Below are 23,923 nucleotides of genomic sequence, written 5' to 3'. Positions count from 1 at the left end.
CGGATGGGGATTGCATCTCACAGGATAGCCGGGGCTACGGTAGCTTGTGGTGTGCAACTGCCGGTTGATCAAGTACCGTTTGCCGGTACTGGCCTTTTTGCGGATACCGGCTGTGCAAGGCTCAATGGGCAGTACGCAGTGGCACCTCGCGCAACAGCCACGACAAGGCGAAGGCCACACAGGTAACGATCGCCGCCAGCAGAAATACCCCATGCATGGCTGCGCAGAACGCCTCGAGATAGGCCTGCTGCTGCGGTGCCGCCAAGGCGTGCACCGCCGTTGGCGAAAGGCTTGCGGCACCGCCACTGCTGGCCGCGAAATCACTCGGCAGGCCGTCGAGCAGGGCATGGGAAAACAACGCGCCAAACACCGAGACGCCCACCGAACCACCAATCGAACGGAACAGCGTGGCCCCTGATGTTGCCACCCCCATGTGCCGGCGTTCGACACTGTTCTGCACTGCCAGGATCAGCACCTGCATCACCATGCCCAGGCCTGCGCCAAGCAGCCCCATGTACAGGTTCATGCGCCACATCGACGTGTCCAGTTCCAGACGGCTGAGCAGCCCTAGCGCGACCACCTGCAGCAGCGTGCCGACGATCGGGAACACCCGGTAGCGCCCCCAGCGGCTGATCAACCGCCCGGTGATTGCCGACACCACCAGCAAGCCCCCCATCAAGGGCAGCATCTGCAAGCCGGCGCTGGTGGGCGAGGCGTTTTTCACCACCTGCATGTACAACGGCAAGAACGTCACCGAACCGAACAGCGACACGCCGACGATCAGCCCGATCAACCCGGCCAGCACGAAGGTGCGGTGGCGGAACAGGTGCAGCGGCATGATCGGTTCGGCCGCGCGGCGTTGTTCGAACACGAAACCGACCAGGCCGATGACCGCGAACAGTGCCAGGCACAGCACATCCAGCGAGGCCCACGGCAGTAGACTGCCGCCCAGGCTAGTGATCAGCACCAGCGCGCCCAGGGTAACGGTCAGGAAGAACGCGCCGATGTAGTCGACCACATGCTTGACCGGTGCCACAGGGGGACGGAACACGCTGCCGATCACCAGCACCGCCAACAGGCCCAGCGGCAGGTTGATGAAGAAGATCCAGTGCCATGACAGGTGTTCGACCAGAAACCCCCCGATCAACGGGCCCACCACGGTGGCCAGGCCGAACACGCCGCCGAACAGGCCCTGGTAGCGGCCCCGTTCGGCGGGTGGAATGACGTCGCCGATGGCCGCCATGGCCACCACCATCAGGCCGCCGCCGCCCAAGCCCTGCAGCGTGCGGAACAGGATCAGCTGGGTCATGTCCTGGGCCAGCCCGCACAGCGCCGAGCCGAGCAGGAACAAGGCAATCGCAATCTGCAGGACGCGCTTGCGCCCGTAAAGGTCGCCGAACTTGCCATACAGCGGCACGACGACGGTGGAGGCCAGCAAATAGGCGGTGACCACCCAGGACAGCCAGCGTAGCCCGCCGAGGTCGCTGACGATGGTGGGCAGCGCGGTGGAGACAATGGTCTGGTCCAGTGCCGCGAGGAACATCACCAGCATCAGGGCGCCGAGCAGCAGCGGGATGGAGGCTTGAGTGCCGGGTTCGGCCTGTACGCAGGAGGGCGCGTCAGCAGATGTCGGTTGCATGCGGTTGCCTTGAGCCTGTGGATGCGATTGAACGTTCATGTGCGTCAGCAGCCTTTGCCCTGGGCATGCTGGCGGCCGGCTTCCTGCAGGCCGGCCAGGGCGAAGCTGAACAGCTGGGCAGAGACGTCTGCGGCTGGCATGCCGAGTATTTCGTGCAGGGTCCCGGTGGACCCGCGTGGGCCAATCAACAGCATCGCCCAAGGCGCGGTGATACAGAGGATGCAGCGGGTCAGTGCCGGGTCGCTCTGGGGAATGCCTGTGATTTCGCTGAACAGGCCCTTGAGCAGCGACAGCTTCAGCGGTGCCTCAGCCTGCAGGTGCGCCTGGCCGTGCGGGCTGGGGGCGAGGATTTCCGCCGCCAGCACGCGCAGGTGCCAGATGTCGCGGCGCTGCGTGGCCTTGCGTACGACCAGATCGACCAGCCCTCGCAGCTTCTCTGCTGCCGGTTGCTCGCCGAGGGTGATCCGCTGCAGGTCGCTGATGTCCAGAAAGCGCCGCCGCGCTTCATCGAGCACGGCCAGGTACAGGCCACTGCGGCTACCGAAGTGGTAGTTGATCGAGGCCAGGTCTACCTCGGCCTTGGCGGCGACGGCTTTGTTGCTGGCCTCGGCATAACCCACAGCGGCGAACAGCTCGCCGGCGGCCTGGAGGATGCGCGTGCGAGTCGCTTCGCCGTCCTTGCGTGGTTCGCGTTGAGTAATGGCCATGGGTGGGTTCTCGGATTGGTGGAATGGCAGTCAGCCTGATCCAGGCTGAATCTAAATTCAATTTAAATTTAATGATTGCCCCGGGCGGCCGACAGAAGGTGTCGCTGCACTGCGCCCGGATGGCGCACGCCACTAGGGAGAGCGCCCTCAGTTGTGGTACAACACGCTAGTTGACACCAGCTTCGCAGGCGCCCGGATGCGTCGCGGCTAGCTAGTGATTCCCTTGTCCCTGCTCCTTTTACTGTGAAACGGAGATTCGAAGATGACCGCCACCGACCGTCTGAGCCTGCTGCAGTACGAGCATCTGGGCCTGGACGATGTTGCCGCTGCCGAGTTCAAGGTGGCTCTGGAGGAGCTGCGTAAACTGGCGCTCGAAGACCGCTATGAACATCCCGCCGCCCTGCACCTGGGTGATATCGCTGACGCCGAGAACCGTCAGGAACTGGCTGAAACCAAAGGCTGGGGAATCGGTTTTCTGCAGGGGCTGACCTGCGCCAAGGCACTTACCCAAGAGCAACTGGAAGCACTGCGTCGGGTGTTCCAGGCCGCGGCGGAGCGGGCGATCAAGCGCATGTGCAGGTAACCACCGCTTTATCGAGCTTGCCGCTCTTCGCAATGAACAGCGGCAACCTGCCCATACATGACTCAAAGGTTAACGCTTTCTCGCTAATGCCTTATGTAATCGGCTAACTCCATGTTTTTCATGCGCTGTCGCGATCGCCTGCAGAACCGCGCAAGAAACGCTTCAGGGTCAACCAGATAGGCCGCCCAGGCCGAACTTTCGAAACAGGCTTTTCCCTTCCGGTGAAGACGAGCGCATCCGCCGTTTATCGACTTTACTGGTGAGGCGCTGCTGTCAGATCTTCATGTATCAAGCGCGTTGAGTATTGGCTTTGAGTGACGGAGTGACGCGGGCCTTTGGGGTAGACCATGAGCCAGAGCCAGACACTGATCATCTGTGAATATTGCGACGCGGTGTATCAGCGTATGCCAGTGCACAAACATCAACGTGCATTGTGCGTGCGTTGTGGCGGCGTGCTGTATCGCCATGCAAGTCTGACCCTCCAGCAGCGCCTGGCACTGAGTGTTACCGGCGCGATTCTGCTGGTATTCGCCAATGCCTATCCGGTCATGACCATTGGCATGCAGGGGCTGACCAACTCTGCGACGCTCTGGGATTCGGTGCTGATCCTCAGCAGCGGTAGCATTACCTTCATTGCCCTGGTCATGGCCTTGGCCATCATCTTCGCGCCAGTGCTGCAGATCGCCTTGCTTTGCTGGGTGCTGAGCTTCGCCGTGGCCGGGCAGCGGGCGCCTGGCTTTGCCATGTGCATGCGCTGCCTGGAAGGGCTGCGGCCCTGGAGCATGCTGGAAGTCGGCCTGCTGGGCGCGCTGGTGGCGGTGATCAAGCTGGCCGGCCTGCTCGATGTGATCCCGGGCATCGGCCTGATCGCACTGGCAGCGCTGAGCATGCTGATCATCTACATTGCCGGGCGTGATATCCGCGACCTTTGGGACGCGCTATGAGTTCGCCCGCGCTGGCAGACGAACTGGGCCTGTGCCTGTGCCATGGCTGCGGGTATGCCTGCGAGCAGGAGGGTCATGTGCACACCTGCGCGCGCTGCGGCGCGCCCCTGCACCGGCGCAAGACCAATGCCATCGCCCGTGGCTGGGCCTTCCTGGTGGCCGCGCTGGTGTTCTACGTGCCCGCCAACCTGCTGCCGGTGATGCATACCGAAATGCTGGGCAGTGGCAGCGACAGCACCATTGGGGGCGGCGTGGTGGAGTTCTGGGAACACGGTGCCTGGGACATCGCCCTGATCATCTTCATCGCCAGCATGGGCGTACCGGCCATCAAGTTCTTCTCCCTCGGCTTGCTGCTGTACACCGCCCAGCGGCGTTCGAGCTGGGCTTGCCGGCAGCGCTCGCAACTGTATCGCGGCGTCGAGTTGATCGGTTACTGGTCGATGCTCGATGTCATCGTGGTCGCACTGGTGGCCGCGTTGGTGCAGTTGCGCGGGCTGGGCACCATCGAGCCGCGCCCGGGCATCCTGTTTTTCGGCATGGTCGTGGTGCTGACCATGTTTTCGGCAATGAGCTTCGACCCGCGCTTGATCTGGGATCACCCTGGCAAAGATGGAGGCCGCACCGATGGCGCAAGCGAGTGACGCGCGAAATGGGGCCGGGCAGGTAGAGGTACGCACCCGGCGCTGGAATGTTTCACTGGTGTGGATCGTGCCGATCCTGGCGATCCTGGTCGGGGCATCGCTGGTGGTACGCAACTGGATGCAGCAAGGGCCGGTCATTTCGATATCCTTTCGTTCCGGTGAAGGCCTGGTGGCGCACAAGACTCAGGTCAAGTACCGCAGCGTGGTGATTGGCGAAGTGACCACCGTGGACCTTGCCGAGGACCACAACAGCGTCATCGTCAAGGTGCAGCTGTCCAATGACGCTCGCTCGTTCGCCACCCAGGGCGCGCGCTACTGGGTAGTCCGCCCGCGGATCGGCGCGGGCGGGGTATCCGGGGTCGATACCTTGCTCTCTGGCAGCTTCATCGGTGCCGATGCCGGTGAATCGAAAGCCGCTGAAAAGGACTTTACTGGCCTGGAGCTGCCACCGGCGATCACCTATGGCGAGAAGGGCAAGCGCTTTCTCCTCAGCGCCGATGACCTCGGTTCGCTGGATATCGGCGCCTCCATCTATTACCGCAAGATCCCGGTGGGTGAGGTGGTGTCCTATGCGTTGCAGGATGATGGCAAGGGCGTGGATATAGGCATATTCGTACAAGCGCCCTACGACAACTTTGTCACTGGCGATACCCGGTTCTGGAATGCCAGCGGCGTCGACATGCAGATCGGCGCCAATGGCCTGAAGGTCGATACCGAGTCGCTGTCGTCCATTCTGGTCGGCGGGCTGGCATTCGGTTCTCCGGACTTCAGCGCCGATGCTCAGCCGGCCGCAGACCAGGCGCGCTTTCAACTGTTCGCCGACCGCGACGCTGCCCTGGCACCGCCTTTCGGCAAGGGTCAGTACCTGCAGCTGCGCTTCGACCAGTCCATGCGCGGTCTGTCGGTGGGGGCCCCGGTGGAGTTCAAGGGCGTCGAGTTTGGCCGGGTCACGGCGATCAAGCTGGATTACGACCCGGTGAAGCAGATATTCCCGGTGGTGGTGGATGCAGTGGTCTACCCGCAACGCCTGGGCCCTGTGCATAAGAAGATGCTTGCAGTGTTCAAGCACACCGAGGGTGACCTCGATGGTGCCCGGCAGTTGATTGGTACCTTCGTCGAGCATGGCCTGCGGGCGCAGGCGCGCAGCGGCAACCTGATCACCGGGCAGATGTTCGTCTCTCTGGACTTCTACCCGAACGCCCCCAAGGTCGCGTTCGACCGGGAGGCCAACCCTATCGTCATCCCGACGATGCCCGGCAGCCTGGAGATGCTGCAGGAGCAGTTGCAGCATTTCGTCGAGCGCATCGGCAAGTTGCCGTTGGAAAGCATTGCCAGCAACCTCGATGGCACCCTGCGTGACCTGCGCGCCAACCTCAAGACATTCAACAGCCAGACGCTGCCTGGGGTGAAAGCCACCCTCGACGATATGCAGCAAACCCTGAAGGCGGCCAACGCGACCATTGCCGATAACTCACCGGAGCGCGAACGGCTGGGTGAAACACTGGATGAGCTGGAGCGCATGTCGCGTTCGCTGCGCGACCTGACCGACTACCTGGGGCGCCACCCCGAGTCGCTCATTCAAGGCCGGCCGAAGGCGGCCGGGGCGCAAGACTTGAGACCTTGAAAGTGGAAGGCCAAAGGAGTGTCAGCTGATGCATCGAGTGCGCAACCTGTGTAGGGCCAGCCTGCTGATCTGGCTGGGCGGCTGCAGCAGTACCCCGAACAACTACCACACCCTGGTCCCGGCCCAGCCGGTGCAAGGGGGTAGCCAGCATGTGCTGGTAAGCCGGGTCAGCCTGCCGCCGCAAGTGGACCGTCCGCAGCTGGTGGTGCGCCAGGGCAGCAGCGGCCTGGCCATCCTGGAAACGGAGTGGTGGGGCGCCAACCTGGTGGATGAGTTTCGCAGTGCCCTGCAGGACATGCTGGGCGGCCCGGTGTCTGGCCCCAGCACTGTGTTGAGGGTCGAGGTGCAGCGCTTCGACAGCGTGCCCGGCCAATACGCCTCGCTCGATACCTTGTGGCGCCTGAAACGGCCAGGCGAGCCCGCAATCACCTGTCGGACGTCGGTGCAGACCGTTGCCGACAACAGCATCAACAACCTGGTCAACGCCCACCAGGCCAACTTGCGCAAGCTGGCCGACGCGGTGCGCGCAACGGCGGCGCCAGGCAGGCCCTGCCCAACCACCTGATGCAGATGAACAAGGGTACGGGGAGCCCGCATGAAGTTACGCACGAGATTGCTCTGGCTGTTCGTACCGCCGTTGCTGCTGGTGTTGTCGCTTGTCTACTTCGCAGCCCAGGGCATGCTGCTGGCACGGCTGGACAAGCAGGACGAGCGGCTGCTGGTGGCCGAGGCCGAGCGCCTGCGTGCGTTGCTGGGCAACAGCTTCGAGCGCGACGCCAACCGCCTGCGGCAATGGGCCCAGGCGATGCCGGGTACGGTGCCGTCGGCTTTTCCGCTCGATGCCGCCACGCTGGGCCGCAGTGGTTTCGACTTCATCCTTTACTTTGCCAATGGTGAGCAGCGGGTGAGCTGGCGTCCGCTGGACCTCGCAGCGCTTGAGCGCCCGGCCGGCGCGCCGGCACTGAACCTGAAGGCGCTGCATGAGGGCGTTGCCCGGCAACTGGCGCGCCTGCTGCAGTCTCAGGATGTGGCGCCGCCTGCGCAACTGCTGGCCGTGCTCCGGGTGCCGCTGATTCTGGTCGCCGTGGATACCGCGCGCAGCGGCGACAGGGCCAGCGGTGTGCTGCTGGCGGGCACCTTCCTGGACAGCAAGCGCATCGCCATGCTGCAGCAACAGCTGGGCGGAGAGCTTACCTGGTTGCCGTCGACCGCTGGGCAGGAACGGCCCGTGCTGCAGGCTGAACTGATGAGCATCGGCAACCGTCGCGTGGTCGATGCCCGTCATCAGAGTATCGACCTGCTGTTCCAGGACAGCCTGGGCGAGCCTCAGCTGCGCTTGCAACTGACCCGCGAGCGCCATCTGTTCCTGGAAGGCGAACAGCAGCTCGATGTATTCCTCGGCGTGACCGGCGGGCTCATCGGCCTGGCCTGGCTGCTGATCTACCTCGCCCTGGACGTCACCTTGCTGCGGCGCATTGCCCGCTTGCATCACGAGCTTCTGGCCATTGGCCCGGCTGCGGCAGGGCGGCGCCTGACCGACGACGGCCGCGATGAGCTGGGCCAGCTGGCGCGTGAGGCGAACCGTGCGCTGGACCGCCTGGAGCAGAGCGAAACGCGCGACCGGGCGATCCTCGATGCCATGGAAGACGGCTACTTCGAACTCGACGATCAGGCCAGGATCGACTCGGTCAACCCGGCTTTCTGCAGGCTGCTGGGGTATTCGACGGCGCAGGTGCTGGGTCGCACCTTTGCATCGCTGCAGGAACAACCAGAGCCCACCCCGACGACGGAACCGGTGATCGCCGAAACCGAGCCCGGCGCGCCACTTTCGGCTCGCCTACGGCGTGCCGACGGTAGCATCGGTCACTTCGAGACGCAGATATCCAGGCGCCACAACGCCGGGGGGCGGCTGATCGGCTACCGTGGCATCCTGCATGACGTCAGCGAGCATGTGCTGCATCAACAGCAACTGTTTGACCTGGCCTATCAGGATGCCCTGACCGGGTTGGGCAATCGCAAGGCGTTTCATGAGGACCTCGCCCGGTACATGCACAGCGCCAGCATGCCGCTGGCGCTGATCTTTCTCGATCTGGACCGCTTCAAGCAAGTCAATGACCGCTTTGGCCACGACGTCGGTGATACCTTGCTGGCGTGCATGGCCGAGCGTCTTCGCAATGCGCTGCGTCAACCGAGCAAGGCCTATCGTTTGGGTGGAGACGAGTTCACCGTGATTGTCCCGGCACCCGGGTTCCAAGGGGCCAGCGCGCTGGCCCAGCGCTTGCTCAAGGTGTTGGGCGAGCCGGTCAGCGTCAGCGGAGTGAGCATCGACTTCGTCACGCCAAGCATCGGCGTTGCCTTGGCGCCTGCCCATGCCAGCGAGGTGGATGCCCTGATCAAGGCAGCCGATCATGCGATGTACGAGGCCAAGCGTGAGCGCGGGCGGGTCTGCGTGTACCAGCCAGCCGAGTGATCAGCCCAGGAGGGTATCGATGGTCGAGCGTTGTCGTTGCCAGTCTTGGCTGTTGCCGCTGTTGATGCTCCTGCTGCCCGACCTCGCGGTGGCAGAGCCGTCGTGCGGCCAGCTCACTGCAACTGGCAATCCGGAATACCCGCCATATCTCTGGCGTGACCCGAGCAACCCTGAGCAACTGATCGGGGCCAATGCCGACTTGCTAAAGGACGCCGGCAAGGCACTGGGGCTGGAGGTGAAGGTGGTCTATGGCGGGCCTTGGTCAAGGGCTCAGGAAGAGGTGCGCACCGGGCGTATCGACCTGATGGCGGGGTACTTCATGACCCAGGAGCGCCAGCAGCGGATGGACTTCATCAGCCCGCCGTTCCTGCGGACCCGCAGTGTCGTCTGGGTCCGCCAGGACGCTGCATTTGCCTATCAGGGTTGGGCGGACCTCAAGGGCCGCAACGGGGGTACGCTGGTCGGTAACAGTCACGGCCAGCAGTTCGACGATTACGCCAGGACCAACCTCCGGCTTGAAGCGGTGCCCAGCGCCAGGCAGGCGTTCGAAAAACTGTTGCTCAGGCGCAATGATTACCTGATCTACGAGCTGCATCCCGGCATGGCCCTGGCGCGGACGCAGGGTTGGGATACGCAGTTGAAGGTGCTCGACCCGCCAGTGTCCAGCGAGGGGTTGTACCTGGCGCTGTCACGTCAATCGAAGTGCAATCGACCGGAGCTGCGCGAGCGGTTGGCGCAGGCGATGAAAGCGCTGGTTGCCGGGCCGGTGCCGGAGCAACTGGTTGAAAAGTATCTGGAACTATGGAGGCAACAGCAGGCAGTGGGGCAGCCTTAGCGCCTGCGGGACCGAGCGCCGCGCCGGTGGCGCTCGATGTCACAGGCGCAAAAACCTCAAAGCGAACCCGCCAGCTTACCCATCAACCTCCAGCGCCCGCTTGGCCTCGCTCACGGTGACCTCCCCGGGCAAGGCGACGCCGTTCTTGGTCGCCAGGATCTCGGCCATCACACTTACGGCAATCTCTGCCGGCGTCTTGCTGCCGATATAGATACCGATCGGCCCGTGCAAGCGTTGTAACGAGGCCTCGCTTACCCCGAAGTGCTCGATCAGGCGTTCCCGGCGCGACTGGTTATTGCGCCGCGAACCGATCACCCCGATGTAGAACGCCGGGCTGTGCAAGGCTTCGAGCAGGGCCAGGTCGTCCAGCTTGGGGTCGTGGCTGAGGCCGATGATGCAGCTGCGCAGGTCCGGGGCGAACGCACGCACCACGTCATCCGGCATGCCAACGATTTTCTCCACGCCCGACACGTTCCAGCCATCCATGTATTCGGGGCGCGGGTCGCAGACTGCCACCTTGAAGCCATTGAACAGGGCCATGGTCGCTAGGTACTCGGCCAGCACCCCGGCGCCGATAAGCAGCATGCGATAACCCGGGCCCAGGGTATTGAGCATGTGCCGGCCATCGAAACCGAATTGCTCCGGTGCGCCGGTGGTGGTCAGGTGAACCTGACCGTTGTCCAGGTCCAGTTCGCGGCGCACCAGGTTGCCGCTGTCCAGCAAGGGCAGCAGTTGCTCCAGGCTTGCCAGCGCCGGTTCGAATTCGAGGATCAGCTCGAGGGTGCCGCCGCAGGGCAGGCCGAAGCGCTGCGCTTCATCGGCGCTGACGCCATATTGCACCACTTGCGGCAGGCCATGCGGCATGCCGCCGCCCTGATAGGCCGTGGTGTAGCGGTGGATGAGGTCGTCCTCGATGCAGCCGCCGGAGACGCTGCCGACCACCCGGCCGTCGCCGCGCAGGGCCATCATCGAACCCACGGGCCGCGGCGATGAACCCCAGGTGCGGGCTACGGTGGCCAGCAGAACCCGTTGCCCGGCCAATAGCCAGTCACGGGCGGTGCGCAAGACCAAAAGATCAATGCTTTCCATGGGACCTCTTCAAAAGTAAATACCTGTACCGGCCTCTTCGCGGCTAAAGCCGCTCCCACAGGGTCATCACAATGCTCAAGGGCTGCGCATTACCTGTGGGAGCGGCTTTAGCCGAGAAGAGGCCGGTTCAGGCAGCATCCTCTATCGCATGTGCAAGATGATCGGGCTGCTGCTGGCCGGGTCGGTGTGCCCGCGCAGCTTGCCGACCGCTTGCGCATCTACCTTACCGCCCGAGTTACCCCAGGTGCTGCGCACGAAACTCAGCACATCTGCGATTTCCTGGTCCGACAGCTGTTCGCGGAACGCTGGCATGCGGTAGGCATCCGGCATACCGGCGGCGACGACGCGTTGCGAACCATTGAGGGTAATGTTGATCGCCGAGGCGTCTTCCCTGGCCAACGCCGAGGTGGCACCGGCCAGCGGTGGCATCCACTCGGCCTGGCCCTTGCCGTCCAGGCCGTGGCAACTGGCGCAGCGGGTGACATAGATATGAGCGCCAGTGCTGTCCAGGCGCGTGGCCGCGGAAACCGGCTGATACTGCCAGGGCGCACCGTCACGCTGTGGATCTCCGGGCAGCGACTTGAGGTAACGGGCAATGGCGCTCAGGTCTTCATCGCTCATGAACTGCGTGGAGTTGTTGAAGGCCTCGGTCATCGACCCATACACCACGGCGTGCTGGTTGCGCCCGGTCTTGAGGAACTGGACGATCTCGGCCTCGCTCCAGCGGCCAAGCCCGGTGTTGTGGTCATTGCGCAGGCTGGGCGCGTACCAGCCATCGAGCAGGGCACCGGCGAGGAATGGCGTACCCGCTTCATCGAGTGCCTTCTCGTTGAAGGCCAAGCCCCGTGGCGTATGGCAGCTGCCGCAGTGGCCAGGGCCTTGGACGATATAGGCGCCGCGGTTCCACAGCGCGTCTTGCCCGGTCTTGGCCGCGTAAGGCGTGTCGGCGGCGAACACGCCGTTCCACAAGGCGATGGGCCAGCGCAGGTTCAACGGCCAGGGAATATCGCTGGGGATGTTCGGCTGTTGTGCCGGCTGCACACCCTTCATGAAGAAGGCGTACAGCGCCTTCACATCGTCATCGCTGAGCTTGGCGTACGAAGGGTAGGGCATTGCCGGGTACAAGCGCCGGCCACCCGGCGCGACGCCATGGCGTACGGCGCGGTCGAAGTCGGCCAGGCTGTAGTTGCCGATGCCGGTCTCGCGGTCGGGTGTGACGTTGGTGGCGTGGATCGTTCCCAGCGGCGTGGCCATCTGCAGGCCACCCGCGAACGGCTTGCCGTCGGGCAGGCTGTGGCAGGCTACGCAGTCGCTGAGGCGGGCGACATATTCGCCCCGGCTGACCACTGCGGGGTCAAAACTGGGGGGCTGTTCGGCAGCAAATGGCGAGGCGGGTTCGCGAATCACGTACCAGGCCAGCAGGCCGGCCGCGACCAGGCACGGCACGGCCAGCCAGCCCGCAGTGCGGGCAAAACGGCTGTGGGTCATGGGGCAGTCCTTGTCCGGTCAGCTGAAGGTGTGGCGGCTAAGCGGCAGGCTACGCACGCGCTGGCCGGTGAGCTGCGCCACGGCATTGGCCACGGCAGGCGCTACCGCGGGCAACGGAGGCTCGCCAATACCGCCCATCTTCGCCCCGCTCTCGACAATGCGCACATGCACCCGGGCCATGCGCGAGGGCGGCAGGATCGGGTACAGGTCATAGTTGCGCGCGCGCGGCTTGCCGTCGATGAACACCGCTTCTTCCACCAACGTCTGCGACAGGCCCAGGGCTACCGCACCGTTGACCTGATGCTCGATGATCGCCGGGTTGACGATGCTGCCAGGATCGATCGCCTGCCAGATGTCGTGCACTTTGACCTGGCCATTGTCGATCGACACTTCGGCGATTGCCGCGGCCTCGGAGCCGAACGGTGAGGCCATGGCAATGCCCCGGGCACGCTTGCTGCCGTCTTCTGCGGTGAACGGCCCACGCTTCCAGCCGCCAGACAATTCGGCGACCGCATGCAGCAGGTTGGTCAGGCGCTGATTGTCACGCAGCAGGTGCAGGCGCAGTTCGTAGGGGTCCTTGCCACCCTTGTCGGCCAGCTCGTCAAGGAACGACTCATAGAAGAAGTCGTTCAGCGAATTGCCTACCGAGCGCCAGTAGCCAAGCATGGCCGGGCCTTTGACGTAGATCTGGGCGATGCGTTTGTTGGCAATGGCGTAGGACTTGCCCGACAGCCCTTCGAGCGCCGTGGGGTCGATCTTGTCGCCTTGCTTGCCGGCCAGGGCTTCGGTCGGGCCTTCGGTGGCGCTTACCGCTTCGATGGCCACCGGCAAGCCGTCGGCATCGAGCCCTGCGCGGAACTTGACCACCGCGACGGGGCGCAGCACGTCGCGCAGGAACTCCTCCTCGCGGCTCCAGATCAGCTTGACCGGGCGGCCGACGGCCTTGGCCAGGGCGATGGCCTGGGGATACGGATTGGCCGAGTCATAGAGGAAATGGCGGCCGAAGAAGCCGCCGAGCAGCGGCGAGTGCAGGGTGATTTGCGCGGCATCCAGGCCGGTGCGCTTGGCGATGTCGTCGCGGAACATGTCTGGCGCCTGGTTGGGCAGCCAGACCTCCAGGGTGCCGTCCGGGTTGAAGCGAGCGAGGGCAGACGGCGGCTCCAGCTGGGCATGGTTGAGGTACTGGTTGTGGTAGCTGGCCTCGACCTTGGTCTTGGCATTGGCCAGGGCACCGGCGATGTCGCCTTGGTTTTCTTCGTCGCGGGCCGGCCCCTCAACGCTGGCCAGGTGCTCGCGCCAGCCGTCGCTGGAAAAATCTGCCGGCATCGGCCGGACCTTGCTGTCGGCGCCCGGTTCTTTCCAGTCCACCTGGATCGCTTCCACTGCGCGCTTGGCGTGCCACCAGCGTTCGGCTACCACGGCCACCGCGCCCGGCAACTGATGCACCGAGTGCACCCCTTTCATGCCCTTGACCTGCTCCTCGTTGCGCAGGCTGCCCACGGTCATGCCCAGGCGGGGCGCGTGCTGCACGGCGGCGTGGAGCATGCCGTCGACCTTGAGGTCGATGCAGTATTGAGCCCTGCCGGTGGATTTGTCATAGGCGTCCAGGCGCCGCACCGGTTTGCCAATCCAGCGGAACTGGCTGGGGTCGCGCAGCTTGATGCTGGCAGGGTCCGGTACTGGCAGGTCCATGGCACGGCTGGCCAGCTCGCCATAGGCCAGCGAACGGCCCGAGGCAGCGTGAATGACCTTGCCAGGCTCGGTGGACAGCTCACCGACCGGTACCCCCCATTGTTCGGCCGCTGCCTGCAGCAACATGGCACGGGCCAGGCCGCCGAGGCGGCGCATGGTCGGGTAGCTCATGCGCACCGACATGCTGCCACCGGTAATGCGCATGCCGTTCTCCATCACCACGTAGGCTTCACCGGGCGGCGCGCTTTCCACCAGGAAGCTGGCCGGGTCGAAGTCGAGTTCTTCACCGACGATCTGGGCCATGGCCGTGAACGGGCCTTGGCCACCTTCCATGAACGGGCTGAGCAGGCGCACCGTGCCGTCCGGGCGGATCTCCAGGAATGCCGGCACCTGGGTGCCGCGCTCAGGGGTGGCTGCCGCCGCTGCCTGCGCGCGGGGCGCGCCCATCGGCAGGCCGAAACCCAGCACCAGGGCACCGACCGCGGTGCTGGCCAGAAAGCGTCGGCGCGACAGGTTGACGGTTTCGCCCAGTTGCAGCCTGAGCAGTTCTGCGGGGGTGTCGACGGGCGTGTTCATCAGGCCTGCTCCCCTTGGGCCAGCGCATGCACGGCGGCATGGATCGCGTTGTAGGTGCCGCAGCGGCAGAGGTTGACCATCGCCGCGCTGATCTGTTCGTCGCTGGGCTTGGGGGTGTGCTTGAGCAGCGCCGTGGCCGCCATCACCTGGCCGGACTGGCAGTAGCCGCACTGGGCCACCTGGTGCTCGACCCAGGCCGCCACCACGCGCTTGCCCACCGCGTCGGCCTCGACCGCTTCGATGGTGGTGACCTCCCGCCCGACCACGCCGGCCACCGGAGTGACGCAGGCGCGTACGACGTTGCCATCCACCAGCACCGAGCAGGCGCCACACTGGGCCAGGCCACAGCCATACTTGGTGCCGGTCATGCCCAGGTCGTCACGCAGCACCCATAGCAAGGGCGTGTCGGCATCGGCGTCGACCTGATAGGTCTTCTGGTTGATATGAAGTTCCATGGCTCACCTGCTGATCATCGGTTGATGGCGTTCATTGTCTGCTGGGGAGTCCGTTGTTCCCCAATCCAGAAACGCTAGCACAGTGATACGACCACTGGTCCGGTGGCGGGCACAGGTTCAGAGGATCAGGCAAGTAATTCGGTGGAATGCGCAATATCCAGGCTGGCGCCGACTTTGCGAGAGAGGACTTGCGCGGCGAAAACCCGGATAATGCCGGCCAATTTCGTTTTGCACGCTTAAATCACGGTAATCCCCGCATGGAAATCAAGGTCAATTTTCTCGACAACCTTCGTCTGGAAGCCAAGTTCGACGACTTCACGGTGATCGCCGACCAGCCGATCCGCTACAAGGGCGACGGTTCGGCCCCGGGCCCGTTCGACTATTTTCTGGCCTCGTCAGCCCTGTGCGCGGCGTACTTCGTCAAGCTGTACTGTCAGACCCGCGATATCCCCACCGAGAATATCCGCCTGTCGCAGAACAACATCGTCGACCCGGAGAACCGCTACAACCAGATCTTCAAGATCCAGGTCGAACTGCCCGAGGATATTTCCGAGAAAGACCGCCAGGGCATCCTGCGCTCCATCGACCGCTGCACCGTGAAAAAAGTGGTGCAGACCGGCCCCGAGTTCATCATCGAGGAAGTCGACAACCTCGACGCCGATGCCCAGGGCCTGCTGATGCCGGTGGCCGACACCACCACCTACATCCCCGGCAAGGACCTGCCGCTGGAGCAGACCATCGCCAACATGTCCGGCATCCTTGCCGGCCTGGGCATGAAGATCGAGATCGCCTCGTGGCGCAACATCGTGCCCAACGTCTGGTCGCTGCACGTGCGCGACGCGCAGTCGCCCATGTGCTTCACCAACGGCAAGGGTTCGACCAAGGAAGCGGCACTGGCCTCGGCGCTGGGTGAGTTCATCGAGCGCCTGAACTGCAACTTCTTCTACAACGACCAGTTCTGGGGCGAAGACATCGCCAACGCGCCGTTCGTACATTACCCGAACGAGCAGTGGTTCAAGCCAGGGCCGAAGGACGAACTGCCGGCCGAAATCCTCGACCAACACTGCCTGGCGATCTACAACGCGGACGGCGAGCTGCGCGGTTCGCACCTGTACGACACCAACTCGGGCAACACCGGGCGCGGCATCTGCTCGCTGCCGTTCGTGCGTCAGTCCGATGGCCAGGTGGTGTACTTCCCGTCCAACCTGATCGAGAACCTGTTCCTCAGCAACGGCATGAGCGCCGGCAATACCCTGGCCGAAGCCCAGGTGCAGTGCCTGTCGGAAATCTTCGAGCGCGCGGTGAAACGCGAAATCCTCGAAGGCGAGCTGGCCCTGCCGGATGTCCCCCAGGAGGTGCTGGCCAAGTACCCAAGCATTCTCGCCGGCATCCAGGGCCTGGAAGAGCAGGGCTTTCCGGTGCTGGTCAAGGACGCCTCGCTGGGTGGTGAGTTCCCGGTGATGTGCGTGACCTTGATGAACCCGCGCACGGGTGGCGTGTTCGCCTCGTTCGGCGCGCACCCAAGCTTTGAAGTGGCGCTGGAACGCAGCCTCACCGAACTGCTGCAAGGCCGCAGCTTCGAAGGCCTCAACGACCTGCCGCAACCGACCTTCGAAAGCCATGCGCTGACCGAGCCGAACAACTTCGTCGAGCACTTCATCGACTCCAGCGGCGTGGTATCGTGGCGTTTCTTCAGTGCCAAGGCCGATTTCGAGTTCGTCGAATGGGACTTCTCCGGCCAGGGTGAGGACTCCAATACGCAAGAAGCCGCGACCCTGTTCGGCATCCTCGAAGACCTTGGCAAAGAGGTGTACATGGCCGTGTACGACAACCTTGGCGCCACGGCCTGCCGCATCCTGGTGCCGGGTTACTCCGAAATCTATCCGGTCGAAGACCTGATCTGGGACAACACCAACCGCGCCCTGGAGTTCCGTGCCGACATCCTCAACCTGCACAGCCTGGATGACCGCGCCCTGCGCGCGCTGCGCCGGCGCCTGGATAAATGCGAGGTGGATGACTACACCACCATCACCACCTTGATCGGCGTCGAGTTCGACGAGAACACGGTGTGGGGCCAGCTGACCATCCTTGAGCTGAAACTGCTGATCTGCCTGGCGCTCAAGCGCTTCGAAGATGCCAAGGAACTGGTCGAGGCGTTTTTGCAGTTCAACGACAACACCGTCGAGCGCGGCCTGTTCTACCAGGCGCTGAACGTGGTGCTGGAGGTGCAGCTGGATGAGGAGCTGGAAATGGCCGACTACGAGGCCAACTTCCGCCGCATGTTCGGCAACCCGCGGATGGACGCGGTGCTGGGTTCGGTCGACGGTAGCGTGCGCTTCCATGGGCTGACCCCGACCAGCATGAAGCTGGAAGGGCTGGACCGCCATCTGCGGCTGATCGAGAGCTACAAGAAGCTGCATGCAGCGCGGGCGAAGTTTGCCTGACCCATTTTGGGGCTGCAAAGCAGCCCCAGATAGCCTGACGTTCTTGCTTCTATCTGCTGGGGTAGGATGGCGGGCGTCCGTACACGCACAAGGAAGTCATTGGTGATCAACCTTTCCCACCTGCCGCGCAACAGAAGGGCGCCCGAACCACTCGACCTGCCGCCGCCGCAGTGCCCGGAGCTGGGCCTGGCCGGCCAATCACTGCAACAGCGTTACGCGGCCTTTATCGCGCAGGCCGCGGAAACACTGCCGCCGGTGCAGGCTGCTGCACTGCGCGAGGTAGGCCAGCCGCTGGCCAGGGAGCTGCTGTCAAAGGCGTTCGACCTGGGCAGCAGCAAGGGCCACGAACTGTCGGATGAGATCTACTGGCTGGTGCAGTGTGCGGCGATTGTCTCGTTGTATGCCGACGGCCCGCTGTCTGCGGCGTTCGCCGGGTACAGGAAGCATGTCGATTATTACCAGGACATGGGGCGCTTCGGTGCCCAGGTCGAGGCATTCCAGCACTATGTTGCCGCCAATGGCTTGCCCGCAGACGAGGTGGAGATTCAGTCGCGCTCGGCAGACGACCGCTACCGGCTGCTGGTCAACCCGTGGGAGGCGGGAAACACACACTGGGTCTATCGGCCGCGGATAATCGATACCCGGCAGGGGACCCGCCTGCTGGCGTTCGAAGACAGGCGCTGGTCGGCGGACAGCAGCACCTGGCTCAGTGCCTGGCAGGTCGAGCTGACGCTGCGCAAATACCCGGGGAACCAGGCACGTCGGAGCGTGCAGGTAGTCATCGACTGTGACCAGCGCCTCGCGCAAGCGGGGGCGCAGACGGAAATCGAGCTCTCGGAGCTCGAAAGCGTTGTTGACGCGCTGCTCAACGGCGCAGACCCGACCTAGGGGTCAGTTCTTGCACTTGGCCAGCACCACCTGGCAGGTGTCTGGCGTGCCGCCTGAGCGGCCGGCATAGCGGATGCAGTTGTTCAGCGACTTCTGCTTGGCAATGCCCAGTGTGTTGCCCCAGGCCAGGCCGCCTTCGCCGGTGCTCGGAAGCGCCTTGGCGTAACAGTTGGAGCCCGGGGCGGCGGCGTAGTAGCGCGCCTTGCTGCTTTTGCTCGAACAGCCGGCATTGAGTGCCAGGCTGATGGCCAGCAAGGCATGCGCGGTCCAGTACGCGTAAGGTCGAGCGCTGCAAATGCTCATGGTATCCCTCATTCCGACGCGCAAAGTCTTTCAGGATATTTCTATCAAGCCAAGCGGTGAACTATCCGAACGTCAAGGTGATCCCTTCTTAAGCGCACCCTGCGCACGCCTGATGGACCAGGCCCTGTGCCAGTCCTTCAGCCCCGGGTCACCGACTGATAAGGAGGCGCCGTGACCGCTACTGAGCAAACCCTCTACCGATGCACGCCCGGCCCGCTCCACGGGATACTGCTGGCCGGCACGGTTCCGCTGTTTCTCGGCGCGCTGCTGAGCGACATTGCCTACTTCAAGAGCTACCAGATCCAGTGGAGCAACTTCGCTGCCTGGCTGATTGCCGGAGGCTTGCTGTTCTGCGGGCTGGCGCTGCTGTTTGCCCTGGCCAACCTGATCCGCGCCCCGCGCAAGGGCGGGCGGCCGACGCTGTACTTGCTGCTGTTGCTGGCGACCTGGGTGTTGGGGCTGATCAACGCCTTCGAACATGCCAAGGACGCCTGGGCGGTCATGCCGGCGGGCCTGGTGCTGTCGGTGATCGTCACCGTGCTGGCCTGCGTGGCGGCATGGCTGGGCATGAGTAACCTGGGTTCGGGAGGTGAGGCATGAAGCCATTGCATGGAATGTCGCTGCTGAGCGTGGCACTGCTTCTGGCCGCCTGTGGCGGTGACGGTGAGCCGACCCAGGCGCTGGGCCCCGACCCGAAACTGCCGGCCCCGGAGCGCGGCCTGCTGCCGAGCATGAAGATCGCGCAACCGGCGCAGTGGGGCGAGCGCAAGCCCACCGTGCCCGAGGGCTACAGCATCACGGCCATCGCCACTGACCTGAAGATCCCGCGCCAGAGCCTGGTGCTGCCCAATGGCGATATCCTGGTCGCCGAAGGGCGCGGCGGCAGCGCCGCCAAGCTCAAGCCCAAGGACGTGATTGCCAGCCAGATCAAGGCCAAGGGCAATACCCAGGTCAAGGGTGGCAACCGCCTGACCCTGCTGCGCGATGCCGATGGCGATGGCACGTATGAGCTACAGACGGTGTTTGCCGAAGGCCTCAATGCGCCCTACGGCCTGGCCTTTGCCGACGGCAAGCTGTACGTGGCCAACCAGGATGCGCTGGTACGTTTCGACTACCAGGACGGTCAGACCAAGGCGGGTGGCCCGCCGACCAAAGTCACCGACCTGCCGGCCGAGATCAATCACCACTGGACCAAGGCACTGACCATCAGCCCTGATGGCCGCTACCTGTACGTGGGCATCGGCTCGAACAGCAACATCACCGAGCGTGGCATGGAGGTGGAAATCGACCGCGCCATGGTCTGGCAGATCGACGCCGTGACGGGGGCGCACAAGCCTTACGCCACCGGTTTGCGCAACCCGACGGCGCTGACCATTCAGCCGGATACCGGGCAGTTGTGGACGGTGGTCAACGAACGTGACGAACTGGGGCCGGACCTGGTGCCGGACTACCTCACCTCGGTGCGAGAGGCCGGCTTCTATGGCTGGCCGTACAGCTACTGGGGGCAGAACGTCGATGAACGGGTGAAACCGCAGAACCCGGAAAAGGTGGCGGCCGCGATCAAGCCGGATTACAGCCTGGGGTCGCACGTTGCCGCGCTGGGCGTGGACTTCTCCATCCCGGCCATGGGTGAACGGTTTGCCGACGGGGTGTTCGTGGGCGAGCACGGTAGCTGGAATCGCCCGAACCCGGTGGGTTACAAGGTGATCTTCGTGCCGTTCAAGGCGGGCAAACCGGCGGGTGAGCCGATCGACTTTGCCACCGGGTTCCGCGGGGAAGATGGCAAGACCCGAGGCCGGCCTGTGGGCGTGACGGTGGACCCACGCGGGGCGTTGATCATTGCCGATGACCTGGCCAACACCGTCTGGCGTGTGACGCGTAACTGACCGACGGTGATCGCGCCTATTGACGCCAAGGGGTTGAAATGTGCAGCAGTGCGGGCGTTTGCCTGCAGAGTGGCGGGCAATGGCTATGCTTCTTTGCGCGTAAACATTTCACGCGCAAACCCGGTCTTGAACACATGGAAGCAGGCCTATGAATCCTATTAGCACGCTCGCTCGCGCTGTTGCCCTCGCCACGCTGATGTCCGCTGCCACCTTCACGGTGCAGGCTGCCGAGATTCCGATTGGCAGTGAGGCGCTGGAAAGCCACGTCAAAACCCAGGTCACTGCCATCGACCTGGCCAACCGCCAAGTCACGGTAAAAGGGCCGAACGACAAGGATGTCACCCTGCAACTGACGGAAAAGGCCAAGGCACTGCCCAACCTGAAGGTCGGTGACAACGTCGATATCTATGTCACCCGGGCAATCGCCTACGTGCTCAACAGCAATGTGGGCGGCGCGCCTAAAGCGAGTGAGGAATCCGGCACCATTCGCGCCACCAAGGACAATCCCAACCCGGGCGGCGAAGCGTTCCGTCAGGTTCGAGTAACCTCGCAGATCAAGAAAATCGACCTGAAGACACATGAAGTGACCCTGTTGCCGCCAGAAGGCAAGCTGCAGGTGGTCAAGGTCGAGAACCCGGACCTGCAGAAGCGGATGAAGAACCTCAAGGTCGGCCAGACCGTCGATGCGATCTACACCGAAGTGCTGCGGGTCGATACCTGGCGTTGAGGTCTGACTGCGGGAACGCTTCGGCAGGCCCGCATTCGCCAGCATGCGTGTAACGAATACATCATGTGCACCCTTTCGATTTCCATAAACACTGTCGATTTGCCGATCATGGTCTCATCCTGACTTCAGATGAGACTTATCATGTCCTTCAAGACCCTGCTGCTTGCATTCCTTCCCGTGATGATGGCCCTGCTTGCGGGCTTCGTACTGCCGTATCAGGCCGCCAGCAACGCTGCCGTCGGCCGTGCGCTGGGGCACTGGTTGTGGGGCGCCTTCACCTCGTTGACGGTCAGTTCGGTGGTGATCATCACGGCGTTGCTGATCCTGCGGGTGCCCATGCCTGACCTGAGCAAAGCGCTGCAGGGCCCATGGTGGCTCTGGATCGGTGGTGTGCTGGGCGCCCTCTATGTGGCGGGTGCCGCAGCCTTGACACCTAAGCTGGGTACGGCGGGTTTCCTGGTGCTGGTGGTGGCAGGGCAGATCCTGACCTCGGTGATCGTCGATCACTTCGGGCTGATGGGCGTTGCCAGCAAGCCAGTGAACCTGGCCAGGGTTGCCGGCGTGCTACTGATCCTGGGTGGCGTGTTGCTGGTGCAGGGCGGCTGGACCTCGACCCCGTCGTCCGGCCAGGCCGTGATCGAGCGCTGATCAGTGCCCGGGCTGGCTGCACGCCCAGACCGCCTCACGCAGCCAGCGATGGCCGGGGTCGCTGTCCTTTCGCCCATGCCAAGCCTGTTGATAGGCGAGGGCAGGCACCGGCAGTGGCGGCGTGAACTCGCGCAGTGACGGATGCTGGCGCATCGGGCCTACCGCACGGCGGGCAACGGTGAGGACCAGGTCGGTGCCCGCGAGCACCTCGACGGCAGCGCTCCAGTGCGGCAGCGCCAGGGCAATATGCCGGTGCAGGCCTTGCTCGGCCAAGGCCCGCTCGATCTCATCGTGGGCATCCGGGTGCATGGCCATGAGCACGTGCGGGCGTGCCAGCCAGTCATCCAGCGTAAGCCCGCCCTTGGCCGGTAGCACCTGGCGATCGGCGACGCTGATGAAGCGGTCTTCGAACAAGGTCTGGGCGGTGATGTCGGCAGGCAGTTCCGGGAAGATGCCCAAGGCCAGGTCGAGTTCGCCATCGAGCAACTGCGCGAGCATGGTTTCGCGGCTGGCCTGACTGATGGCCAGATCGACGCCGGATGCGACCTGGCGCAGGTGGCGCACCAGCGGCGGCAGGATGATGCGCGAGGAGTAGTCGGACAGCGACAGCCTGAAGCGGCGCCGGGCTTGGGCAGGGTCGAATTGTGGCGCGGCCAGCAGGCCGTTCAGGCTGCCGAGGGCATCCTGCAGCGGTTTGGCCAGGGACTGGGCGCGGGCGGTCAGGGCCATCTGGCCGTGCTGGCGGATCAGCAACGGGTCGTCGAAGTGTGCACGCAGCTGCGCCAGGGCATGACTGACGGCGGGTTGGCTGCGGTGCAGGCGCAGGGCGGCGCGGGTCACGTGCTTTTCGCTGAGCAGGGCGTGCAGGGTGAGCAGCAGGTTGAGGTCGATCTTGCGCAGTTCATCCATGGGGCGAATGCTTTTGATGGCTTTGACAGGTGACTATCAGCCTAACAGATGTACCGGCCCCTTCGCGGGCTTGCCCGCGAAGGGGCCGGTACAGGCCACACAAAGCACCTGACGGGGTTATACTCGCCCCCCCGTTTCACTGTAATCCGAGTATTTCAATGGGTCTTTCCGCAACCGCCACACCCGAACCGCGCCGCCTCGGTGCGCCCTTGATCGCCCTGGCCCTGCTGCTGGCCGGCGCCTGGTTCCTCAACCTCAACGCCGGCTTCAAGCAGGTGCTGCTGCTGATGGTCGGCGCCGCCCTGGGCCTGACGCTCTATCACGCTGCCTTTGGCTTCACCTCGGCCTGGCGCGTGTTCATCAACGAGCGCCGGGGCGCCGGCCTGCGTGCGCAGATGGTCATGCTGACCCTGGCCGTGCTGTTGTTCTTCCCGGCGCTGTCGGCCGGCAGCCTGTTCGGCACCCCGGTTACCGGCCTGGTCGCGCCCGCTGGCGTATCGGTGGTGTTCGGCGCGTTCATCTTCGGCATCGGCATGCAACTGGGGGGCGGCTGTGCCTCGGGCACGTTGTTCACGGTCGGCGGCGGCAATGCGCGGATGCTGGTGACCCTGCTTTTCTTCATCATCGGCTCGGTCAGCGCCACCCAGCATGCCGACTGGTGGTTCGCGCTGCCGTCGTTCCCGGCCACTTCGATTGTCCAGGCCTGGGGCGTGGTGCCTGCGCTGCTGGTCAGCGTGGCCGTGTTCGCGCTGATCGCCTGGGCCACGGTGGTGCTGGAAAAGCGTCGTCATGGCACCCTGGAAGCACCACCGAGCAGCGAGCATCACGGCCTGCGCCGCTTCCTGCGCGGCCCTTGGCCGCTGTTGTGGGGCGCGATTGCCCTGGCCTTGCTCAACTACGCCACCCTGGCTCTGGCCGGGCGCCCGTGGGGTATCACTTCGGCCTTTGCGCTGTGGGGCGCCAAGACCCTTTCCAGCTTCGGCGTGGACGTCGGCAGCTGGGTTTTCTGGCAGGCGCCTGCCAATGCCAAGGCGCTGGCTGCGCCGCTGTGGCAAGACATCACCACGGTGATGGACATCGGCATCGTGCTCGGCGCACTGATGGCGGCAGGCATGGCAGGCCGCTTTGCGCCCAGCCTGAAAATCCCGCTGCCATCGCTGATCGCCGCGGTGATCGGTGGCCTGCTGCTGGGCTATGGTTCGCGGCTGGCCTACGGCTGTAATATCGGCGCCTACTTCAGCGGTATCGCGTCGGGTAGCGTGCATGGCTGGCTGTGGCTGATTGCGGCTTACGCCGGCAACCTGATCGGCGTGCGCCTGCGGCCGATGTTCTTCGCCGGCGAACGCCGCCCGGTGGCGCTCAGCGGCTGCTGAAA

General features: G+C 64.2%; 22 protein-coding genes. 14 read left to right on the top strand and 8 right to left on the bottom strand.

What is annotated here, in order from left to right; all coding sequences use genetic code 11:
• Positions 1-121: 121 nt before the first annotated feature.
• Positions 122-1,678 carry an MDR family MFS transporter gene (locus tag ACTORR_RS02075; RefSeq protein ID WP_441343525.1) on the bottom strand — a complete coding sequence of 519 codons (1,557 nt, stop codon included), beginning with the start codon at positions 1,676-1,678 and terminating at the stop codon, positions 122-124.
• Between the two features lie 5 nt (positions 1,679-1,683).
• Positions 1,684-2,346, bottom strand: coding sequence for a TetR/AcrR family transcriptional regulator (locus ACTORR_RS02070; RefSeq protein ID WP_313365190.1), 663 nt, complete (start codon positions 2,344-2,346; stop codon positions 1,684-1,686).
• 262 nt (positions 2,347-2,608) lie between these two features.
• Between ACTORR_RS02070 and ACTORR_RS02065 the strand changes: the two genes are divergently transcribed.
• The 7 genes from ACTORR_RS02065 (at position 2,609) to ACTORR_RS02035 (ending at position 9,443) form a co-directional block, all read left to right on the top strand.
• Positions 2,609-2,929: a hypothetical protein gene (locus ACTORR_RS02065; protein ID WP_054887645.1), complete on the top strand. Its 321-nt coding sequence runs from the start codon at positions 2,609-2,611 to the stop codon at positions 2,927-2,929.
• A 347-nt stretch (positions 2,930-3,276) separates the two neighbouring features.
• Complete coding sequence (locus ACTORR_RS02060; RefSeq protein ID WP_099813639.1) at positions 3,277-3,873, top strand: paraquat-inducible protein A; 597 nt, start codon at positions 3,277-3,279, stop codon at positions 3,871-3,873.
• A complete protein-coding gene (locus tag ACTORR_RS02055; RefSeq protein ID WP_254480075.1) occupies positions 3,870-4,514 on the top strand; it encodes a paraquat-inducible protein A in 645 nt (214 codons plus the stop codon). Before ACTORR_RS02060 ends, ACTORR_RS02055 begins: the two co-directional genes overlap by 4 nt.
• The gene (locus tag ACTORR_RS02050) at positions 4,498-6,138 is read left to right on the top strand and encodes a PqiB family protein (RefSeq protein WP_313365189.1); all 1,641 of its coding nucleotides are present in this window, start codon (positions 4,498-4,500) and stop codon (positions 6,136-6,138) included. Before ACTORR_RS02055 ends, ACTORR_RS02050 begins: the two co-directional genes overlap by 17 nt.
• Before the next feature lie 28 nt (positions 6,139-6,166).
• Complete coding sequence (locus tag ACTORR_RS02045; protein ID WP_262108226.1) at positions 6,167-6,703, top strand: PqiC family protein; 537 nt, start codon at positions 6,167-6,169, stop codon at positions 6,701-6,703.
• A gap of 30 nt (positions 6,704-6,733) precedes the next feature.
• Entirely contained in the window at positions 6,734-8,608 is a 1,875-nt protein-coding gene (locus tag ACTORR_RS02040; protein WP_441343524.1) for a diguanylate cyclase domain-containing protein, read from the top strand.
• A 19-nt stretch (positions 8,609-8,627) separates the two neighbouring features.
• Entirely contained in the window at positions 8,628-9,443 is an 816-nt protein-coding gene (locus ACTORR_RS02035) for a substrate-binding periplasmic protein (protein ID WP_313365519.1), read from the top strand.
• A 75-nt stretch (positions 9,444-9,518) separates the two neighbouring features.
• Here ACTORR_RS02035 and ACTORR_RS02030 read toward each other — a convergent pair whose 3' ends face one another.
• The 4 genes from ACTORR_RS02030 to ACTORR_RS02015 form a co-directional block, all read right to left on the bottom strand.
• Positions 9,519-10,532 (bottom strand): XdhC family protein, encoded by a 1,014-nt coding sequence (locus tag ACTORR_RS02030; RefSeq protein WP_313365520.1) that lies wholly within the window; start codon positions 10,530-10,532, stop codon positions 9,519-9,521.
• A gap of 141 nt (positions 10,533-10,673) precedes the next feature.
• A complete protein-coding gene (locus tag ACTORR_RS02025; protein WP_313365521.1) occupies positions 10,674-12,020 on the bottom strand; it encodes a c-type cytochrome in 1,347 nt (448 codons plus the stop codon).
• A gap of 18 nt (positions 12,021-12,038) precedes the next feature.
• Complete coding sequence (locus tag ACTORR_RS02020) at positions 12,039-14,288, bottom strand: xanthine dehydrogenase family protein molybdopterin-binding subunit (protein WP_313365522.1); 2,250 nt, start codon at positions 14,286-14,288, stop codon at positions 12,039-12,041.
• Positions 14,288-14,743, bottom strand: coding sequence for a (2Fe-2S)-binding protein (locus ACTORR_RS02015; protein ID WP_054887635.1), 456 nt, complete (start codon positions 14,741-14,743; stop codon positions 14,288-14,290). Before ACTORR_RS02015 ends, ACTORR_RS02020 begins: the two co-directional genes overlap by 1 nt.
• Positions 14,744-15,000: 257 nt before the next feature.
• Here ACTORR_RS02015 and ACTORR_RS02010 point away from each other — a divergent pair, with 257 nt between their 5' ends.
• Positions 15,001-17,187, top strand: a complete 2,187-nt coding sequence (locus tag ACTORR_RS02010) for an OsmC domain/YcaO domain-containing protein (RefSeq protein ID WP_441343523.1) — start codon at positions 15,001-15,003, stop codon at positions 17,185-17,187.
• Between the two features lie 102 nt (positions 17,188-17,289).
• Positions 17,290-18,075, top strand: coding sequence for a hypothetical protein (locus ACTORR_RS02005; protein WP_054887633.1), 786 nt, complete (start codon positions 17,290-17,292; stop codon positions 18,073-18,075).
• A 3-nt stretch (positions 18,076-18,078) separates the two neighbouring features.
• Here the strand turns inward: ACTORR_RS02005 and ACTORR_RS02000 are convergent, their stop codons facing one another.
• Positions 18,079-18,378, bottom strand: a complete 300-nt coding sequence (locus tag ACTORR_RS02000; protein WP_313365524.1) for a hypothetical protein — start codon at positions 18,376-18,378, stop codon at positions 18,079-18,081.
• Between the two features lie 171 nt (positions 18,379-18,549).
• Between ACTORR_RS02000 and ACTORR_RS01995 the strand changes: the two genes are divergently transcribed.
• The 4 genes from ACTORR_RS01995 to ACTORR_RS01980 all read left to right on the top strand — a co-directional run bounded on the left by ACTORR_RS01995 (position 18,550) and on the right by ACTORR_RS01980 (position 21,639).
• Positions 18,550-18,978 (top strand): DUF2231 domain-containing protein, encoded by a 429-nt coding sequence (locus ACTORR_RS01995; protein WP_099813649.1) that lies wholly within the window; start codon positions 18,550-18,552, stop codon positions 18,976-18,978.
• A complete protein-coding gene (locus tag ACTORR_RS01990; protein WP_054887630.1) occupies positions 18,975-20,264 on the top strand; it encodes a PQQ-dependent sugar dehydrogenase in 1,290 nt (429 codons plus the stop codon). Before ACTORR_RS01995 ends, ACTORR_RS01990 begins: the two co-directional genes overlap by 4 nt.
• A 148-nt stretch (positions 20,265-20,412) precedes the next feature.
• Positions 20,413-20,991, top strand: coding sequence for a hypothetical protein (locus ACTORR_RS01985; RefSeq protein WP_054887629.1), 579 nt, complete (start codon positions 20,413-20,415; stop codon positions 20,989-20,991).
• A 141-nt stretch (positions 20,992-21,132) separates the two neighbouring features.
• Positions 21,133-21,639: a DMT family transporter gene (locus ACTORR_RS01980; RefSeq protein ID WP_054887628.1), complete on the top strand. Its 507-nt coding sequence runs from the start codon at positions 21,133-21,135 to the stop codon at positions 21,637-21,639.
• Here the strand turns inward: ACTORR_RS01980 and ACTORR_RS01975 are convergent, their stop codons facing one another.
• A complete protein-coding gene (locus ACTORR_RS01975; RefSeq protein ID WP_099813652.1) occupies positions 21,640-22,548 on the bottom strand; it encodes a LysR family transcriptional regulator in 909 nt (302 codons plus the stop codon).
• A gap of 158 nt (positions 22,549-22,706) precedes the next feature.
• Between ACTORR_RS01975 and ACTORR_RS01970 the strand changes: the two genes are divergently transcribed.
• Complete coding sequence (locus ACTORR_RS01970; protein ID WP_313365733.1) at positions 22,707-23,921, top strand: YeeE/YedE family protein; 1,215 nt, start codon at positions 22,707-22,709, stop codon at positions 23,919-23,921.
• The last annotated feature ends 2 nt before the right edge of the window (positions 23,922-23,923 follow it).

Source organism: Pseudomonas sp. SAR267, from assembly GCF_052077595.1.
GTDB lineage: Bacteria > Pseudomonadota > Gammaproteobacteria > Pseudomonadales > Pseudomonadaceae > Aquipseudomonas > Aquipseudomonas vlassakiae.
Note: the sequence above shows the minus strand (reverse complement) of the source record. Positions and strands in the feature narration are given on the sequence as shown.

Excerpts from the sequence above, each read along its gene's own strand:
- ACTORR_RS02075 (WP_441343525.1), bottom strand. The coding sequence starts at position 1,678 with ATGAACGTTCAATCGCATCCACAGGCTCAAGGCAACCGCATGCAACCG.
- ACTORR_RS02070 (WP_313365190.1), bottom strand. The coding sequence starts at position 2,346 with ATGGCCATTACTCAACGCGAACCACGCAAGGACGGCGAAGCGACTCGC.
- ACTORR_RS02065 (WP_054887645.1), top strand. The coding sequence starts at position 2,609 with ATGACCGCCACCGACCGTCTGAGCCTGCTGCAGTACGAGCATCTGGGC.
- ACTORR_RS02060 (WP_099813639.1), top strand. The coding sequence starts at position 3,277 with ATGAGCCAGAGCCAGACACTGATCATCTGTGAATATTGCGACGCGGTG.
- ACTORR_RS02055 (WP_254480075.1), top strand. The coding sequence starts at position 3,870 with ATGAGTTCGCCCGCGCTGGCAGACGAACTGGGCCTGTGCCTGTGCCAT.
- ACTORR_RS02050 (WP_313365189.1), top strand. The coding sequence starts at position 4,498 with ATGGCGCAAGCGAGTGACGCGCGAAATGGGGCCGGGCAGGTAGAGGTA.
- ACTORR_RS02045 (WP_262108226.1), top strand. The coding sequence starts at position 6,167 with ATGCATCGAGTGCGCAACCTGTGTAGGGCCAGCCTGCTGATCTGGCTG.
- ACTORR_RS02040 (WP_441343524.1), top strand. The coding sequence starts at position 6,734 with ATGAAGTTACGCACGAGATTGCTCTGGCTGTTCGTACCGCCGTTGCTG.
- ACTORR_RS02035 (WP_313365519.1), top strand. The coding sequence starts at position 8,628 with ATGGTCGAGCGTTGTCGTTGCCAGTCTTGGCTGTTGCCGCTGTTGATG.
- ACTORR_RS02030 (WP_313365520.1), bottom strand. The coding sequence starts at position 10,532 with ATGGAAAGCATTGATCTTTTGGTCTTGCGCACCGCCCGTGACTGGCTA.
- ACTORR_RS02025 (WP_313365521.1), bottom strand. The coding sequence starts at position 12,020 with ATGACCCACAGCCGTTTTGCCCGCACTGCGGGCTGGCTGGCCGTGCCG.
- ACTORR_RS02020 (WP_313365522.1), bottom strand. The coding sequence starts at position 14,288 with ATGAACACGCCCGTCGACACCCCCGCAGAACTGCTCAGGCTGCAACTG.
- ACTORR_RS02015 (WP_054887635.1), bottom strand. The coding sequence starts at position 14,743 with ATGGAACTTCATATCAACCAGAAGACCTATCAGGTCGACGCCGATGCC.
- ACTORR_RS02010 (WP_441343523.1), top strand. The coding sequence starts at position 15,001 with ATGGAAATCAAGGTCAATTTTCTCGACAACCTTCGTCTGGAAGCCAAG.
- ACTORR_RS02000 (WP_313365524.1), bottom strand. The coding sequence starts at position 18,378 with ATGAGCATTTGCAGCGCTCGACCTTACGCGTACTGGACCGCGCATGCC.
- ACTORR_RS01990 (WP_054887630.1), top strand. The coding sequence starts at position 18,975 with ATGAAGCCATTGCATGGAATGTCGCTGCTGAGCGTGGCACTGCTTCTG.
- ACTORR_RS01985 (WP_054887629.1), top strand. The coding sequence starts at position 20,413 with ATGAATCCTATTAGCACGCTCGCTCGCGCTGTTGCCCTCGCCACGCTG.
- ACTORR_RS01980 (WP_054887628.1), top strand. The coding sequence starts at position 21,133 with ATGTCCTTCAAGACCCTGCTGCTTGCATTCCTTCCCGTGATGATGGCC.
- ACTORR_RS01975 (WP_099813652.1), bottom strand. The coding sequence starts at position 22,548 with ATGGATGAACTGCGCAAGATCGACCTCAACCTGCTGCTCACCCTGCAC.
- ACTORR_RS01970 (WP_313365733.1), top strand. The coding sequence starts at position 22,707 with ATGGGTCTTTCCGCAACCGCCACACCCGAACCGCGCCGCCTCGGTGCG.